Raw genomic sequence first — 16,357 nt, forward strand, 5'->3', positions numbered from 1 at the left:
TATAACAATTAGTATGGATTGTGTAATGCAAAAGTGCAACATATTTTAATGGGGCTTTGTTTGTTCACATAAAGTTCGTTTGTTTTGTATAAAAGGATATTTTATAATTAGATTTGATTGTAAAGAGTGAGATGCTTATACAATGACTCCTAGGTGACTAGGAGTTTTTACTATATAACTATCATTATTACTAAATATGACACACTACACATTCTACTCAAGGAGGTACATAATGAAGAAATTATATAATGCATCGTTTACGTATTTGATTATCGGTTTATTATCAGGAATTTTCGCTAGGGAGTATGGAAAGTATAAGGGGATTGTAGGATCTACTTTGTTAAATCTTTTGCATACACATACACTTGTACTTGGCTTTTTCTTCTTCTTAATTGCTTTAGGATTAGCAAAAGTATTCGCGTTTCATGAAGCGAAAAGTTTTAATAAGTGGTTTGTTGTACATAATATCGCATTAATTTTAATGTTAGGTTCATTGGCAGCAAGAGGGCTTCTTCAGTTAAATGGAGCGGACTTTAAAGGGTTAACTTATATTGTTGGTTTTTCTCATTCGTTGATGGCAGTTACTTTAATTTGGTTTATGTTGTTAATAAAGAAGTCGTTTAAAATATAGTTTTATAGAAAAGAACTTGCAATATTTATTGCGAGTTCTTTTTGTTTATTCGACAGTAGGAAACGAATTTTATATGTATAAAACTTGAATTATTTAATTTTTCGGATTATTATGTATAAAATAGTTAACATATTTTGTAATTCGAATGTATAGAAAGAAGGAGAGTGTACAATGGGCATAACGGTAGAGCGTTTAGTAAATGAATTAAAGGGAGTACTTCCCGAAGATCGAGTAGTTGTAAATACGACAGTAAGAGAGTTACATAGTAAAGATGAATCTTATCATACTAGTAGTTTACCTGATGTAGTTGTTTTTCCGAAAACGACTGAAGAGGTTAGTAGAATAATGAAAGTGGCGGGTGAGCATAAAAAACCTGTCGTTCCTTTTGGGGTAGGCTCTAGTTTAGAAGGACACGTTATTCCATATGAAAAAGGAATTACAATGGATTTTTCTCTTATGAATAAAATACTCGAAATAAGAGAGAAAGATTTTCTTGTGAGAGTACAGCCGGGAGTGACTCGCTCTCAGCTTAATAAAGAATTGAAAAAGTATGGATTGTTTTTTAGTGTAGATCCAGGTGCAGATGCAACGTTAGGTGGAATGGCTGCTACAAATGCAAGCGGAACGACAGCGGTGAAGTATGGGGTAATGCGTGATCAAGTTCGTGATTTAGAAGTTGTTCTTGCTGATGGAGAAGTAATACATACCGGGAATTTAGCGGCGAAGTCATCATCAGGTTATCATTTAAATGGTATTTTCGTAGGTTCAGAAGGGACGCTTGGATGTTTTACGGAATTAACTGTAAAAGTATACGGTATACCAGAACATGTTATGGCCGCGAGAGCGTCGTTTCCGGCTATAAATGATGCAGTAGAAGCTGTTATTAACATACTGCAAGCCGGTATTCCGATTGCGAGAATTGAACTCGTTGATGAACTATCTATGAAACAAGTCAATCATTACAGTGAAACAAGTTACAGAGAAGAACCTACATTGTTTTTAGAGTTTCACGGTAATGAAGCAGGGCTAAAGCAAGATATTGAATTTACGAAGGAAATTGTTTTTGATCATAAATGTAAAGAAGTTGCTTTTGAAACGGAAACTGCAGCGAGAAATAAATTATGGGATGCACGGCATAACCTAGCATACTCTTACGTTCATAGTTATCCTGGCAAAAAACTTATGAGTACAGACGTATGTGTACCAATTTCAGAATTGGCTGGGGCAATTCAACATGCGAAAGAGACATTAGATAAGGTTGGCCTTGTTGGCGGTATTCTTGGCCATGTAGGAGATGGGAATTTCCACGTGCTCTTAATGGTTGATCCAAACGATAAAGAAGAAGTGGAAAAGGCAGACGAAATAAATGAAAGTATCGTTTTATATGCTCTTAAACGAGGGGGAACGTGTACGGGAGAACATGGCGTTGGAATCGGAAAACGGAAGTATCAAGAAGAAGAACATGGGGCGGCATTACTCGTAATGGAAAAAATAAAAAAAGCTCTTGATCCGCAAAACATTTTGAATCCGAATAAAGTTTTTCAGTTGAAGGATAGGGGATGATGGGGTGAAAGTACTAGAAGCGATAAGTAATATAGCTGGAAAGTATTTTGCATTTTGGGTTATTTGTATTGCAGCTATTGCATATTTCATTCCTGGACCATTTCTCGGGTTAACTAGTTACATAACAATTTTACTCGGGGTTGTAATGTTTGGGATGGGATTAACACTAAAAGCTGTTGATTTTAAAATCATTGCTACAAAACCATTGCCAGTTATTATCGGTGTATGTGCTCAGTTTATCATTATGCCACTTGTCGCATACGTACTAGCCTACGTTATGAATCTGCCAGCTGAGTTAGCAGCTGGATTAGTGTTACTCGGTTCAGTACCGGGTGGCACTGCATCAAATGTTATGGTTTATTTAGCAAAAGGGAACTTAGCGTTGTCTATTGCAATGACGTCATTATCAACGTTACTAGCACCAATTGCTACACCTCTTATTTTATTATTACTTGCGGGACAATGGATGCCAGTGAATGCTATTTCTATGTTTCTTTCTATCGTACAAGTTATTATCCTACCTATTATTTTAGGATTAGTAGTGAAGAAGTTTTTCCCTACAACTGTTACGAAAGGAATGACTGTTATTCCTTTAATATCAGTTGTAGCAATTATCATTATAGTTTCAGCGGTGGTTTCAGCGAATGTAAGTAGCATTACTTCTTCAGGTCTTCTTATCTTTATCGCCGTTATGCTTCATAATGCATTTGGTTTTTTACTCGGATATATAACAGCGTTCGTACTGAGACTAGACGAAGGGACAAGAAGAGCTATTTCAATAGAAGTAGGAATGCAAAATTCAGGCTTAGGTGTTGCGCTGGCAACAGCACATTTTGGACCAGCCGCTGCACTTCCAAGTGTATTAGCAGCAGTATGGCATAACATTGCAGGACCGATTTTAGCAACCATCTGGTCAAAAAATGCAAAGAATACTTTCAGTGATGAAAATTTATCGGTAAATATAGAAAAATAGGAATGATAAAGAATGCAAAAACGTATTGTACATTTTGAAGGACTTGTTGTTTTCTTAGCTACGATCTATACATATTCGATATATGAATATAGTTGGATTATATTTTGGGTATTCCTTTTAGCACCGGATTTATCAATGTTAGCGTACGGTATAAATAATCGTGTTGGTGCTAAAATTTATAATATATGTCACACATATATTATATCTATATTAATAGCTATCATAGGTGTCTATTTTAAGATAGATACCGTTATAATGATTGGCTTAATATGGACAGCACATATTGGGATGGATCGAATGTTTGGATATGGATTGAAATATGAGACGGATTTTAAAGATACTCATATTCAAAGGTTGTAAATTGTATTGGGAAGAGGGATATATTGAAACAGAGAATTACTATTGAAGAATATAACACCAAATGGGAAGGTGAATTTAATAAGCTACAAACTCTCATTAACGATGTAATGGAAGACAGCATTTTATCCATTGAACATGTTGGAAGTACATCTATTAAAGGACTTGCATCGAAGCCAATATTAGATATTGATATAGTAATAGAAGAGTACAAAATTTTTCCTGGAGTAGTAAAAAAGCTTGAAGCCATAGGATACTATCATCAAGTGGAATGGAGCTTTAAAGGAAGAGAGGCGTTTGGCAGAAAGGATGCTTTCGTTCCTTGGGGCGGGGAAAGTACAGTTTGGATGCAACATCATTTGTATGTATGTGACCAAGATAGCGAAGAGCTAAGAAGACATATAGTATTTCGGGATTACCTTCGTGAACATGAAGATGTTGCTTTTGAATATGGACGTTTAAAGGAAGCGTTAGCAAGAGAGTCAAAAAGTAGAACGAGCTATAGTAAAGGTAAGACGGAATTTATTACAAATATATTAGAAAAGATAAACTAAGGCAGCATGGAATACATGCTGCCTATTCTTTTGAAATAGAACGCTGCCATTATAAAACAAATACAAACTGGCCCTGTTGAATGCTACGAGACTTAAATATAATGAGAAATAAAAGACCGGAAAAGAGGGAGATTATGTACATACCAAAATATTTCGCAATACAAGATGAAGAGATGAAGTACGAAATAATGGAACAAAATAGCTTTGCGACATTATTTTCTCAACATAACGGGGAACCATATGCAACGCATTTACCGTTGTTATTAAATAGGGAGACTCTTACTTTACATGGTCACTTCGCACGGCCGAATGAACAGTGGAAAGATAGTGGAAATCAGCAAGTACTAGCTATATTTCAAGGGCCGCATAGTTATATCTCTCCGTCATGGTATGAAACAAACAATGCAGTACCAACATGGAATTACGTTGCTGTACATGTATACGGTGAATTAGAAATTGTTGAGGATGAACAGGAATTAATAGACTCTCTTCAAAAATTAGTACATAAATATGAAGATTCAAAGAGCACGTACTCACTAAACGATGTAGATCCGAATTATATGGCAGGATTAAGTAAGGGGATAGTTGGTTTTAAAATTAAGATTAGTAAAATAGAAGGAAAAGCGAAGTTAAGTCAAAATCATTCTGTAGAGAGACGGAATGTAGTTGTGGAGGAACTTGAGAAAGTTGGTAGTGAGGGGAGTAGGGGGATTGCGGAGTTGATGAGAAGTTTTTTGTAATAAGTAAGAGGGGCGATGAAAGAATCTTTTAATTTTATCAAAAAAATATGGGTTTAATAATGAGGGAGTGAGTATATTAGTCAAAGCATTTAGAGTTGAATGTTATTAAATGAATTCCCACTAAAAAGAAAGCTGTGTTTATATAAGCTTCTTTTTTAGTGGGAATTGCAAAAGTATTTCATAAAATCTTATAAAAATCAACCACCACCGTCGCCTTCTGATAACATAACTCTTTGTATGTCAGAATTTTTAGATGAATTGTCACTTACTACATTAGTTGTTAAAGTTAATAGAGTGATAATTCCCATCAGACTCAATAGTATTTTTTTCATTTTAATGCTCCTTTCTCAAAAGATTTTTGTCTTGCTTGTAATGCTAAATAAAAATATTCACTTGCTTTAGAGTGTTGATTTTCTTCATGAAATTTAGTTGCTAGAGTTTCATAATACTCTTGAACATTATCATATAGCTCTTCGTTATTAAAATAAGAAATTCCTGCTAGAATTACTTTTTCTAACTCTTCAGCTGGTGAATTATTGTTCATTTCTCTTAAAATGAAATTACGATGTTGATATTCTTTTTGTTCTAATTTATTACAAATATTTATTCCTTTTTCAATTAGATCATGAGCGATATCAGGCTGATTTATTTTGTAATGTTCTTTTGCTTTAACATAGATAGCTTTATAGTGAGTTGGAGACTGTTCAACAACTTCCGAAAGATAACGAATAGCTAAAGCGGAGAGATTTTGTGTTGCATACATCCATCCTAAGTTGTGTCGAACCATTAAAATAAATCTTTTTTCGCTGATTTTTTGGAATTGATCCATTGCAGCTGTAAAGTGCTCTTCGGCTAGTTCCCATTCTTTTAAATATGTGCAGGCTAGGCCTAAAATGTTATCACAAAAAGCCGTATTCAGTTCATATCCAGATTGATTAGAAAACATATCTTTAGCTTTTGTTACTTCTTTGATAGCTTGAAGTGCTTGTTGATTATCGTAGTAAGAATACCCTAGTTTATAATAGAATTCCGCCTTTTCAAGTTCATCGGGAACATATTGAAGCGAAGCTTCGGCTTTATAATAATGCTCTTTTGCTAGTACATAGTTTCCGACTGCGTCAGAATGAATTGCTTTAAAGAAATGGTAGTAATATGATAAGAAATTATTTGTTGGGATTTCAAATGATTCAACTTGATTAAAACTAGCTTTAGATACACCTAAGTTATCAATTAAATAGTTATAACGAAAGTCTAATAAAGAATAATAAAGAATAATAAAGCAAAAGATTTTGATCTTGTCCAATCTCTTGAGAAGTAGTTTTTAATTCATTGATTTTAATATCTATTTGCTCTTTAAGGCGAGTTGCATTATTTATATGTCTAGATCGTATTTCTATGTACCATTCATTTAACAGTTGTGTGATTTGTTCACTTTTAGTGGATGTAAACATAAAAGCTCTTCCTTTTTTGAATATTCTTATAAAATATAATAACAGAAATGATACTACTTAAAAGTGGAAATATTATTTCTCAACATTTGTTAAGTAAGTTTATTATTAGGGTAATCGGAATAATTGGTATTATGTTTTGTTTCATTTCGTAAAGAAAAGAGGAAATAGTTATTCTAAAATAGAAAAGATATTTTGTTAGGGGTACAAATTATAAGTTGGAGTATAATTCCTTCATTCGTCAATGGTGAATAAAATAAAAATGTGCCTTCAATAATTGAAAGCACATTAAAAGATATTACACAATCAAGTCCCACAAAAAGTACGATAAGGACGATTCGTCGGCGCAGGTGGAACACAGTATTCTTCTTGATCTGTAGCATACGCATAAGGATTTGATAGAGCTTCAAGAAGTTTCTCCATTACGCTATAGTCGCTATTTGTGACAGCTGCTTCTAGTGCTTCTTCTACGCGATGGTTCCTTGGGATGATGGATGGATTATTATTTTTCATCATTTCGTAGGCGTTTTCTTTCAATTCTTCTTGTTTTTCTAATCGAGATTGCCATAGTTTGTACCATTCTTTAAATTCTGGACTTTCAAATAGAGCTGTATTTTCGATCGTATGAAGAGTTAATGAACGGAATGTATTTGTGTAATCTGCTTTATGTTTCTCCATCATTTTTAAAAGTTGCTCAATAAGTGATTGATCTTGTTCCTCACTGCTAAATAGTCCTAATTTCTTTTTCATTCCAATGAACCACTGGTTTTCATATTGTACGCTAAATTTTGAAATTTCGTCTTGAGCAATTTTTAATGCTTCTTCTTCATCTTCGTGTAGAATCGGTATTAAAGATTCAGCTAGTCGCGCGAGATCCCATGCGGCCATATATGGCTGATTTCCATATGCGTAGCGACCTTGTGTATCGATTGAGCTAAATACAGTTCCTTGGTCGTAATTGTCCATAAATGCACAAGGGCCGTAATCAATTGTTTCTCCACTAATCGTTATATTGTCAGTATTCATTACACCATGGATAAATCCAACAAGTTGCCATTTAGCGATGAGACTTGCTTGTTTCTTTATAACTTCTTGTAGTAATGCAGTATATCGGTTTTCATGAGCTTCAATTTCTGGATAATGCCTTTTTATTGTATAGTCAGCTAGTGATTGAAGATCCTCGGTAGAACCACGAGCTGCAGCATATTGAAATGTGCCGACGCGTATATGGCTGCTTGCTACTCTAGTTAAAATTGCTCCAGGTAACTTTGTTTCACGATATGTTGGCTCGCCTGTTGTGACAACTGCTAAACTGCGGGTAGTCGGAATATCAAGTGCATACATTGCTTCACTAATAATATATTCACGTAGCATTGGACCAAGTGCAGCACGACCATCACCGCGGCGTGAATACGGAGTAGGGCCAGAACCTTTCAGTTGAATGTCAAAACGTTTTCCTGAAGGTGTAATTTGTTCGCCAATTAAAAGAGCACGACCGTCGCCTAACATATTAAAATGTCCGAATTGATGACCGGCATATGCTTGAGCTAATGGATGAGCTCCTTCTGGGAGTGCATTACCAGCGAAAATAGCAATTTCAGCTTCCTTTTTCAATTCTTCAGGATTAAAGCCAAGAGATATTGCTAGTGAATGATTTAGTTTAACTAGCTCCGGTGAATTTACTGGAGTAGGGGGGATTTCTGTATAAAATGATTGTGGTAAAGTCTTATAACTATTATCTAAATTCCAACCAGCTTCATTATTTTTAGTCATTTTATCTCCTCCTTGTTTATTTTTTATTATGTATTTGTACGTATGTATTCTTTGTAAAGTTAGCTAAAAGTATAATATGATATTTCCCCTTGCAATCTATTGTAAGGACTTCATTGCCCTATGTCTATTTAACAGCAAATATAAAACTCCATTTTAAAAAAATGGAGTTTTTATTATTACTTAATTTTTACGATTATTTTTCCTTTTGCTCTTCCAGCCTCTGAATATTCCATTGCTTTTTGAGCATCTTGAAAAGGGAAAACTCGATCGATTACCGGTTTGATTTTTCCATCTTCAATATAATTTGCGATAGTACGTAATTGATCTCCGCTTGGTTTCATAAATAAAAATGAATATTGCGCATTATGCTTTTTTTCAAGTGCAGTAAGTTTTTTGCTTGCTAATGAAAATAAGAGTGTTTTAAAAAATCCAGAACCAAATTCTTTACCGAATCGAGCATTCGGCATACCTGAAACGGAAACAATGTTGCCACCGCTTTTTATAATGTTGAATGATTTTTCAAGTGTTGTACCGCCGATTGTATCAAAAACTGCATCATAATTTGTTAGTATATCTTCAAATTTTTCTGTTTTGTAATTAATAATTTCATCTGCGCCAAGAGATTTTACTAAATTCGCACCAGCTTCACTTGCAGTCGTTGTAACGGTAGCACCCATTATTTTTGCTAACTGAATTGCGAAAGTACCAACACCACCAGATCCAGCGTGAATTAAAATCTTTTGCCCTTTTTTTAGTTGCATGATGTCATGTAATGCTTGATATGACGTTAAGCCAACGAGAGGAATAGACGCCGCTTCCTCAAAACTTAAATTCTCTGGTTTTAAAGCTATATCATCCTCATGAATGGCTATATATTCCGCGAAAGTACCGATCTTATTTTTTCTTGGACGTGCATATATTTCATCGCCGACTTTAAAGTGAGTTACTTTTGATCCAACCTGCACGATGACACCGGAAAAGTCATTACCAAGGATTAGGGGCATTTCATATTTAAGTAACAGCTTCACTTTTCCATCGCGTATTTTAAAGTCAATCGGGTTAATACTAGCTGCATGAATTTCTGCGAGCACTTCATGCTCATTTATTTCAGGAGTAGGTACCTCTGCCATACGCATTGGGACTTTTCCATACTTGTCAATTATCATTGCTTTCATTTCTTATCCCTCCAAATTTCAATAAAAGTTGTGCAATAGCTTTTCAATATCTAATACAAGATTTTTTAATAAACTTAATTTTGTACGTATATCAATATAATAAAAGTTTTTTGTACCTTCTTTTCGCATTAAAATAATACCGGCTTCTCGTAAAATTCTAAGGTGATGTGATACTGCTGGTCGAGAAAGGTGTGTTTGTTTCGTAATTTCTCCTACACGTAATCCGGTTTGACATTCCGTTTCCATGAGAACTAACAAAATAGCTTGACGTGTTTCATCGCCAATTGCCAATAATACTTTTTGAGAATCAACAAAATCTTTTTTTATAACATTTAATTGTTCTTGTTTATTCATTTCAATCACTATACCTCCTGGTAATGAGTCGAAAGGTTTAAGATGATGAACCATTACTTCGATACGGTAATGCTACATGATTGTTGAATGAGCTGCAATATTGGGAAAGAAAATCGAGACGAATGAATTTTTTATGTTGAAAATGATAGGGGGATAGAAAAAGATTACATACCAGAATGGATAAAGTTTTAAAAAAGAAAATGATTTAATAATACGTTGTTTCCAGATGAGGATGGTTAAGCCATTGGGCAAAAAATTAAGCGGTCGTAACCCTGTATAATTTTTAGGGTTACGACCGCTTATAATGTTTTCATTATTTTGGTGTCTACTAAAGCGAGTTCTTTCGTTTTACTTTTTCATACACGCATAATTCAAGCGGATTATATTTGTATGAAAAAGTAAAAGTAATTTGGGGCGTAATCTATCTATATGATAATTTAATATGAAATATAAGTCTATATCTTTGTTGCTTTTTTGATTATATTTATATCACTGAGCTCAGAACAATGATGTGGGGGATAAATATATGAAATCGAATGATGTACCAGTTTTAATTGTTGGAGGGGGATTATCGGGGTTAGCATCTGCGTTATTTCTTGCAAAACATAATATTGATTATTTACTTATTGAAAGGCATCTGTCTACTGCAATTCATCCAAAAGCAGGTGGAATCACTTTTCGTACGATGGAGTTATTTCGAGAATTGGGTTTAGAACAAAGAATTAGATCGGCGGGTAAAGCGTTAGAAAATTGCCGAGGAAGAATAGCGGTTCATACAATAGCTGAGGCGAGTAAGGAAGCGTTGGCAAAAATGAGGGCGACTCAGTATGGAAACGATGAAAAGTTACTTCAAAAGGTAGAAGAGATTAGTCCATCAAAACAAACTGCTTGTTATCAAATAATTTTAGAAGAGATGATGTTGCAAGAAGCGAAAACATTAGGCGGAGAATTATCCTTTTATCATCAATTAGTTTCTTATGAACAAAATGAGCACGAAGTAATAGCAACGATTCGGAATCGCGAAACGGAAGAAGAAAGTATTATTCATTGTGACTATGTAATTGCAGCTGATGGTGCAAAAAGTAAAATACGTGAGCAGCTAGGGATAAGTACGGAGGGAAGAGGTACAATCGGTGGCTATTATATGAATATTTATTTTGAAGCGGATTTAAGTGAGTTTATACAAGGAGATGCATTTGGTTTTTCTATGGTACTTCATCCGGAAGTTCTTGGTGCACTTATTCCAGTCGATAACGCAAGAAGATGGATTTATCATGTATCCTACGATCCATTAAAAGGAGAGGGGCCAGAGGATTTCACGATAGAACGTTGTAAACAAATTATTCAAACCGCAATAGGAAGTACAAATGTTAAGTCAGAAATAGTAAGTGTTTTACCGTGGGAGGCGACTGAAAGTACTGCTACAAAATTTCAAGATAATCGCATTTTTTTAGTTGGCGATTCTGCACATATTATGCCGCCAACGGGTGGGTTTGGTTCAAATACAGGGATACAAGATGCGCACAATCTAGCTTGGAAATTAGCGGCTGTTATAAAAGGGAAAGCACAACCAAAATTGTTAGAAACATATCATGAAGAGAGATACCCTGTTGCAAAATTAACGACAGATTATGCGAGTAGTTTACTGTTTCGTGCTGCTAATAGGGAGGAAGGTAATTTGAATATCATGGACGGTTTAGCTGTAACTGTTGGGTATCAATATAGTTCAGAGGCGATTATAGATGACTTAGTTACCCCGCATAGAATGGATATAGTACAGTTGAACGGAAGACCTGGAACGCGAGCACCACATTTTCTTGGAATGTATGAAGGGCAGAAGGTTTCTATACTAGACTTATTCGGTAATGATTTTGTATTACTTACTGGAGTAGAAAATGCTTCTTGGGCTGAACCAGCACATACTGTTTCAGCTAAATTAGGAGTAAATATAAAAGTGTATCGCGTTGGTTTAAGTGGAGACTTTATTGCTCAAGAAGATATTTTTAGCAAATTATATGGTATAGAGAATGACGGAGTTGTATTAATTAGACCAGATGGCTTCATAGGATGGCGTTCGGTAAAAGAGGTAGTAAATCCAGATGTAGTGCTTGGAGAGGTTATGGGTAATTTATTATGTGATGTTTAAGTAACTACGGAAGTATTGTCTTATATAGGACGATACTTTTATTTTTTTAGTTTGCAAAATAAAAATTGTGTAGTGAAGAGACATTATTATGATAAAAATATATGTGAATTAATTCCCTTTCCTTTTGTTGTTATTAGAATTTTTTTAGTTTTTAGTTATAAGTGTGGGTAATTACTAGATTGAATCATTTGTTTATTGTATTATATTTCCTAGAGATTACATACTACATTTCCTTTAGCCGAAGTAAAGCAAATAGACGATGTAAAAAGACATATTTTATCACCAAAAGAAATTCTTTAAGATTCATTGAAATTAAAAACAAATGCTTTAGGCTATGCATCAATTGGGATTGGCTCTACTGCTGTTAGTGAACGGACTGGTGCTGCAATAGGGGGACCAATTGGCACTATAGTTGTGGTTGGCATTTGGTTTGGTGCTTCTGTATTTTTAGGTATGTTAACTGATGGAATCAAATTTAACAAAGGTGATTGAAATCATGATGGTAAACAGGATTCGATAAAAGATAGAGTTAAATCTGGAATCGGAGCAGCTTTAGATAAAATTTTTTAGTTTTGGGAGATTAATATGGAAAAATACCACGGAAAAAGCACAGAACAAATTATTCGGAAATTGATGCCTGACAGTGTAAAATCGAGTGTCGTTATGGTGTGGGTAGTTATTAATTTTATGATTTTAACCCCATTTTTATTTCCTCCAACCTTTACTATATACTTATATATAATTTTACCTTTTCTTTTGACTGCTAATATATGGGGGGTATGGGTATTTTTTTGTAAACCAAATGAGCTAAGGTTGGTACACATTTTATATAATGGATTTATGGGAATAACTTTTTCCTTTGGAAGCTTTATAGTGATTCAAAAGATTGCATATACTTTTATTAAAATTGAAACGCCTCTATTTTTTATTGTTACTTTTGTGCTTTACATTTTTACAATTTATAAATTGATTTCTATTGGAATGAAAAGTTTTTTAAAGCGATTAAACAATGAAGAAAATGACAATATAAAAATTTCTCCAATTGTTTATTTTTCAGGATTGGGATATATTATTGGACAGATATGTATAGGTTCATTATCACAAAATGCTTTAGCGACGGTCTTAATTTTAGTCTTTTCTTTATTGGCTGTTGTGCTTAGTATATCTGGAGTGTATATATGGGTATATATTGATTTGAAGAGGAAGGAAATGGATGGGATGCATAATGGACAAATATAATGGCAACAACATAGTTGATTGCATGCGAATATTAATACCATTTGATATAAGGAATGTTGTAGGGGCGTTTATGTGGGTTTTCATGAATTTTCTTCTACTTATCATTTTATTTATATTTCCACCGTACAATATATACTCTTACGTAGCTTTACCATTTTATGTGATATGTAATCTATGGGGAATTTGGGTTTCTATTTATAAGCCTCGGCAGCCTCAATTGCAACATTTATTATATTCTGGATTTGTTTCATTAAGTATTTCATTTTGTAGTTTTATAGCTGTGCAAAAGTTAGCTTACGAATTCGTAGAAATAGAGTCCCCTTTATTTTTTATTTTATCGCTTATTGCATATAGTTTAATTGTTTATAAATCTGAATTATTTTGGATTAAATATTTTACAGCCCGCTTAAGGGGGACAACTAATCAAGATGTGAAAATTCCTAGAATTGTATTTTTTTCAAGTTTAGGTTATATGATCGGTCAAGTTAGTATTGGAATGTTGAGCCAAAAAGCTATGTCCATTTTATTAATCCTTCTCGCCTCATTTTTTTCCGTTGTGTTCTTAGCCCTAAGTACACATTTGTATTTTTACTTTGATTTTAGAAAACAAGGTATTACTTCGGGACATTTAAAGGAATTACATTCTCAAAAGAAGCCTAAACTGTCAAGGAAGGAAAGGAGACAATCCACGCCTACTTCAGGGCAGGTAAATATACCACATTCTCAAAAGAAACCTAAACTTGCAAGAAAGGGCATACGAAATATAATTAAGTAAAATCTAGATTTACGTAAATATCACGTCAAATGACAATTACTATAAAGAATCACAATAGAATTTTATTTCGTATGAATGAAAATATTCCATTAGTTCAACTACTTTGGTATTATCCGAATGAAAACAATGAGATTGTTGAATGGTCTGGCATTACACATGAGCCGAAAAGTGTAACGAATGAAGATTTTCAAGAAATTAAAAAGTATGCAGTCGGTATTGGGCCAAACTTACGTAATGACAACGGAGAACTAATTATTGATGAGTCATATATAAAAATGGCTCGGAAAAATAGACTGTTAATTCATCCGTATACAATTAATGAGAAACCAGATATGAGATTGTTAATTAAATGGGGTGCTACAGGAATGTTTACAAATTATTCAGATCGGTTACATAGTGTATTAAAAGAAAAATAAGTGAAATAGCATAAAAGGTATACCGGCGTTTTAGGTATACCTTTTTTCTATTATGCTAGATTATAGTAATAGGATACATATTCTTCTAGACCATGAACCTCTTTTTCAGGTGGCTCAATACCACCTTTTCTGCCGTAGCAAACATTTCTCAAGTATTCTCCAAAAATCATAGAGCGGCTTTTCTCATTTTCCATCCAATTATATCTATTAATTATAAACTCACCATCGAAACTGGTATCAAATGTATATGGGATACAAGTAATAGTTTTAGGTAAATGTTTTTTTAATACTCTATATTGCCGACCAGCGCCTAAGCTTTTGCATACAAATAGCAACCGGTTAATCTTTGTGAAATCAAAAATCTTTTTCGCTTCCATTACATTAGCGATAGAATGGAGGGAGTTTGTCTCGAAAATGATAGCATCTTTTGGTACACCATGTTCAATTAATTTATTTACAATTACTTCTGCTTCTGACAAATTCCCATAATTCCAACTTGGATGTTTCATACCATGTAAACTAGTACCACCTGTAACGATAATTTGATTTCCTAAACCTTGTCGATAAGCTTCTAGAGGAGTTTGCCAATTGCCAGGATGAGAACCGCCGAAAACGAAAATTGCATCACATTTTTGTGGTGCTATTTCTTTTAAAAAAGTGATTTCTGTAATTTGATCGATTTTTTTTTTCGTAAGGGTAGGGACATCAGGATATTTCGGGATTACCATTTGAAAACCTCCTATATAGTGAAATTCTAAATTCATTATATAGCGATTTTGTTAAATGAAAAAAGGGAAGCTTTTATTTTGAAAGTTCCCCTTTTAAGATAACTCTCCAACAAACAAAATCTGTTTTTCATAGATTGCACCCTCATCATAAATGATTTCTTGAAAGTGCAACCTTTGGAAAGTGGGATAAATTGAAATTCCCCATGTTTTCCAAAAATCAGGTTTATTTGAAAGAAGAATCCATTTTTGAAATTCACTATTTCTATTAAAAAAATTATGAAAGTAGTCATCATTTTTAAATATGATGATTTGAGAGCTCCATAAATTTTCTATAGAAATCAAAACAACAACTCGATATGTATGTGTATCGCTCGGTTTCATTTTTATTAAATGGTTTGCTTGATTTAATAAAGTTTGTATACACAATCGTTTTACTTTCCTAGGTGTTTTACGAGAATCGATAAAATCTTGCGAAACTGGTAAAGTCATATACCAATATTCATCGTTATAGAAAGCAGAAGGGAACGTTTTTGAATGTTCTTCAATTCGCTTTATCATCGTGTTAGTTTTACGCTTCATACCACGTATTTTCTTTTCACGCATTGTTAAATCATCTCCATAAATTTTTGTAATGCAGCTGAGTGAAATATATCTTTTCTAGTAATAAAAGTAGTAGGAACTTTTTTGAATCTATTTGGTAAAGGATTGAATGATACGTTATGTGCATGACCATTTAAAATAGATTTCAGCATAATTGCTACGCCCATGCCAGATTTTACACATGCAAGTATCGCTTCGATTGTTCCAAATTCTAATACTCGTTTAGGCGAGATCCCTTCTTCTTGAAGCCAGTCTTCTAATAACTTTCTATAATAGCAACCGTGACTAAAAGCGAGTAAATTCATGTCTTCTATGTCTTTAAGAGAGGATAAAGGTTTTTTACTAATGAGAACTAATTCTTCTTCACGAAATACACTTGTATGAAGTTCAGTATGCTGAGTAGAGCCAGCTATAAACGCTCCGTCTAGTTTTCGTTCTAATACAAGCCTAATTAGTTGTTTGGTCGTATTTGTTTCTAAAATCAATTCGACTTTTGGGTATTTCTCATAGTAAGCCGTTAATATAGAGGGGAGTCTTACCGCAGTTGTAGATTCTGTACATCCAATTTTTAAAGTGCCTTTTGGCTCGGTTCCATTATTTTGAACTGCTTTTATTGATTGATCCATTAAGTGGATAATTTGTTTGGCGTATGTTAATAAAATTTCACCGTTAGAGGTTAAAGTTACACCTTTTCCGTTTCGGTAAAATAAAGGCACACCTAATTCATTTTCTAGTTGTTTCATACGCATTGTTACGCCTGATTGTACATAGTTCAAATTTTTAGCTGCGTGAGAAATATTATTTTCCTTCGCAACTTCGTAAAATACAGTTAAATCTTTTATGTCCACGTATCATCCCTCCGAAAAGGTATCATTTTTTTTGATG

Annotated in this window: 16 protein-coding genes and 3 pseudogenes; 11 read left to right on the forward strand and 8 right to left on the reverse strand. The window is 33.8% G+C overall.

Annotation, left to right across the window (positions count from 1 at the left end):
- Positions 1-232: 232 nt before the first annotated feature.
- The 6 genes from ACXY7N_RS10580 to ACXY7N_RS10605 all read left to right on the forward strand — a co-directional run bounded on the left by ACXY7N_RS10580 (position 233) and on the right by ACXY7N_RS10605 (position 4,818).
- On the forward strand, positions 233-631 hold the full coding sequence (locus ACXY7N_RS10580) for a DUF2871 family protein (RefSeq protein ID WP_000737904.1): 399 nt from the start codon (positions 233-235) through the stop codon (positions 629-631).
- Positions 632-802: 171 nt separating this feature from the next.
- On the forward strand, positions 803-2,194 hold the full coding sequence (locus ACXY7N_RS10585; RefSeq protein ID WP_016135097.1) for an FAD-binding oxidoreductase: 1,392 nt from the start codon (positions 803-805) through the stop codon (positions 2,192-2,194).
- Positions 2,195-2,198: 4 nt separating this feature from the next.
- Positions 2,199-3,167 carry a bile acid:sodium symporter family protein gene (locus ACXY7N_RS10590; RefSeq protein ID WP_016135096.1) on the forward strand — a complete coding sequence of 323 codons (969 nt, stop codon included), beginning with the start codon at positions 2,199-2,201 and terminating at the stop codon, positions 3,165-3,167.
- Between the two features lie 12 nt (positions 3,168-3,179).
- Complete coding sequence (locus tag ACXY7N_RS10595) at positions 3,180-3,527, forward strand: DUF4260 domain-containing protein (RefSeq protein ID WP_016135095.1); 348 nt, start codon at positions 3,180-3,182, stop codon at positions 3,525-3,527.
- A 23-nt stretch (positions 3,528-3,550) separates the two neighbouring features.
- Positions 3,551-4,078 carry a GrpB family protein gene (locus tag ACXY7N_RS10600; RefSeq protein WP_016135094.1) on the forward strand — a complete coding sequence of 176 codons (528 nt, stop codon included), beginning with the start codon at positions 3,551-3,553 and terminating at the stop codon, positions 4,076-4,078.
- 134 nt (positions 4,079-4,212) lie between these two features.
- Positions 4,213-4,818: an FMN-binding negative transcriptional regulator gene (locus ACXY7N_RS10605; RefSeq protein WP_116363485.1), complete on the forward strand. Its 606-nt coding sequence runs from the start codon at positions 4,213-4,215 to the stop codon at positions 4,816-4,818.
- A 197-nt stretch (positions 4,819-5,015) separates the two neighbouring features.
- On the opposite strand, the gene ACXY7N_RS10610 is transcribed toward ACXY7N_RS10605, so the two are convergent.
- From ACXY7N_RS10610 to ACXY7N_RS10630, 5 genes and pseudogenes are all read right to left on the reverse strand, one after another.
- Positions 5,016-5,150 carry a hypothetical protein gene (locus ACXY7N_RS10610; protein WP_016086905.1) on the reverse strand — a complete coding sequence of 45 codons (135 nt, stop codon included), beginning with the start codon at positions 5,148-5,150 and terminating at the stop codon, positions 5,016-5,018.
- A pseudogene (locus ACXY7N_RS10615) lies at positions 5,147-6,269 on the reverse strand (response regulator aspartate phosphatase). The gene ACXY7N_RS10610 and the pseudogene ACXY7N_RS10615 overlap by 4 nt, the downstream one beginning before the upstream one ends.
- A 303-nt stretch (positions 6,270-6,572) precedes the next feature.
- A complete protein-coding gene (locus ACXY7N_RS10620) occupies positions 6,573-8,039 on the reverse strand; it encodes a protein adenylyltransferase SelO (RefSeq protein WP_016135091.1) in 1,467 nt (488 codons plus the stop codon).
- A gap of 176 nt (positions 8,040-8,215) precedes the next feature.
- Positions 8,216-9,214: an NADP-dependent oxidoreductase gene (locus ACXY7N_RS10625; protein ID WP_016135090.1), complete on the reverse strand. Its 999-nt coding sequence runs from the start codon at positions 9,212-9,214 to the stop codon at positions 8,216-8,218.
- A gap of 18 nt (positions 9,215-9,232) precedes the next feature.
- Positions 9,233-9,577 carry an ArsR/SmtB family transcription factor gene (locus ACXY7N_RS10630; RefSeq protein WP_016086908.1) on the reverse strand — a complete coding sequence of 115 codons (345 nt, stop codon included), beginning with the start codon at positions 9,575-9,577 and terminating at the stop codon, positions 9,233-9,235.
- A 517-nt stretch (positions 9,578-10,094) separates the two neighbouring features.
- Here ACXY7N_RS10630 and ACXY7N_RS10635 point away from each other — a divergent pair.
- From ACXY7N_RS10635 to ACXY7N_RS10655, 5 genes and pseudogenes are all read left to right on the forward strand, one after another.
- Positions 10,095-11,714, forward strand: a complete 1,620-nt coding sequence (locus tag ACXY7N_RS10635; RefSeq protein ID WP_016086909.1) for an FAD-dependent oxidoreductase — start codon at positions 10,095-10,097, stop codon at positions 11,712-11,714.
- Positions 11,715-11,936: 222 nt separating this feature from the next.
- Positions 11,937-12,284, forward strand: a pseudogene (locus ACXY7N_RS10640) (WXG100 family type VII secretion target); the annotation flags it as partial.
- A gap of 15 nt (positions 12,285-12,299) precedes the next feature.
- Entirely contained in the window at positions 12,300-12,953 is a 654-nt protein-coding gene (locus tag ACXY7N_RS10645; protein ID WP_016086910.1) for a hypothetical protein, read from the forward strand.
- Complete coding sequence (locus ACXY7N_RS10650) at positions 12,928-13,728, forward strand: hypothetical protein (protein ID WP_016086911.1); 801 nt, start codon at positions 12,928-12,930, stop codon at positions 13,726-13,728. Before ACXY7N_RS10645 ends, ACXY7N_RS10650 begins: the two co-directional genes overlap by 26 nt.
- A gap of 71 nt (positions 13,729-13,799) precedes the next feature.
- A pseudogene (locus ACXY7N_RS10655) lies at positions 13,800-14,144 on the forward strand (glycerophosphodiester phosphodiesterase family protein); the annotation flags it as partial.
- Between the two features lie 50 nt (positions 14,145-14,194).
- Here the strand turns inward: ACXY7N_RS10655 and ACXY7N_RS10660 are convergent.
- The 3 genes from ACXY7N_RS10660 to ACXY7N_RS10670 form a co-directional block, all read right to left on the reverse strand.
- The gene (locus ACXY7N_RS10660) at positions 14,195-14,872 is read right to left on the reverse strand and encodes a YdcF family protein (protein ID WP_488592393.1); all 678 of its coding nucleotides are present in this window, start codon (positions 14,870-14,872) and stop codon (positions 14,195-14,197) included.
- 93 nt (positions 14,873-14,965) lie between these two features.
- Positions 14,966-15,475 carry a DUF3916 domain-containing protein gene (locus ACXY7N_RS10665; protein ID WP_016086914.1) on the reverse strand — a complete coding sequence of 170 codons (510 nt, stop codon included), beginning with the start codon at positions 15,473-15,475 and terminating at the stop codon, positions 14,966-14,968.
- Positions 15,476-15,477: 2 nt separating this feature from the next.
- A complete protein-coding gene (locus ACXY7N_RS10670; protein ID WP_016135087.1) occupies positions 15,478-16,320 on the reverse strand; it encodes a LysR family transcriptional regulator in 843 nt (280 codons plus the stop codon).
- Positions 16,321-16,357: the final 37 nt, after the last annotated feature.

Source organism: Bacillus sp. 5w2, assembly GCF_054353775.1.

What these genes read in the sequence shown, in the direction of transcription:
- ACXY7N_RS10580 (WP_000737904.1), top strand. Translation starts at nt 233, where the DNA reads ATGAAGAAATTATATAATGCATCGTTTACGTATTTGATTATCGGTTTA.
- ACXY7N_RS10585 (WP_016135097.1), top strand. Translation starts at nt 803, where the DNA reads ATGGGCATAACGGTAGAGCGTTTAGTAAATGAATTAAAGGGAGTACTT.
- ACXY7N_RS10595 (WP_016135095.1), top strand. Translation starts at nt 3,180, where the DNA reads ATGCAAAAACGTATTGTACATTTTGAAGGACTTGTTGTTTTCTTAGCT.
- ACXY7N_RS10605 (WP_116363485.1), top strand. Translation starts at nt 4,213, where the DNA reads ATGTACATACCAAAATATTTCGCAATACAAGATGAAGAGATGAAGTAC.
- ACXY7N_RS10610 (WP_016086905.1), bottom strand. Translation starts at nt 5,150, where the DNA reads ATGAAAAAAATACTATTGAGTCTGATGGGAATTATCACTCTATTAACT.
- ACXY7N_RS10620 (WP_016135091.1), bottom strand. Translation starts at nt 8,039, where the DNA reads ATGACTAAAAATAATGAAGCTGGTTGGAATTTAGATAATAGTTATAAG.
- ACXY7N_RS10625 (WP_016135090.1), bottom strand. Translation starts at nt 9,214, where the DNA reads ATGAAAGCAATGATAATTGACAAGTATGGAAAAGTCCCAATGCGTATG.
- ACXY7N_RS10635 (WP_016086909.1), top strand. Translation starts at nt 10,095, where the DNA reads ATGAAATCGAATGATGTACCAGTTTTAATTGTTGGAGGGGGATTATCG.
- ACXY7N_RS10645 (WP_016086910.1), top strand. Translation starts at nt 12,300, where the DNA reads ATGGAAAAATACCACGGAAAAAGCACAGAACAAATTATTCGGAAATTG.
- ACXY7N_RS10650 (WP_016086911.1), top strand. Translation starts at nt 12,928, where the DNA reads ATGGGATGCATAATGGACAAATATAATGGCAACAACATAGTTGATTGC.
- ACXY7N_RS10660 (WP_488592393.1), bottom strand. Translation starts at nt 14,872, where the DNA reads ATGGTAATCCCGAAATATCCTGATGTCCCTACCCTTACGAAAAAAAAA.
- ACXY7N_RS10665 (WP_016086914.1), bottom strand. Translation starts at nt 15,475, where the DNA reads ATGCGTGAAAAGAAAATACGTGGTATGAAGCGTAAAACTAACACGATG.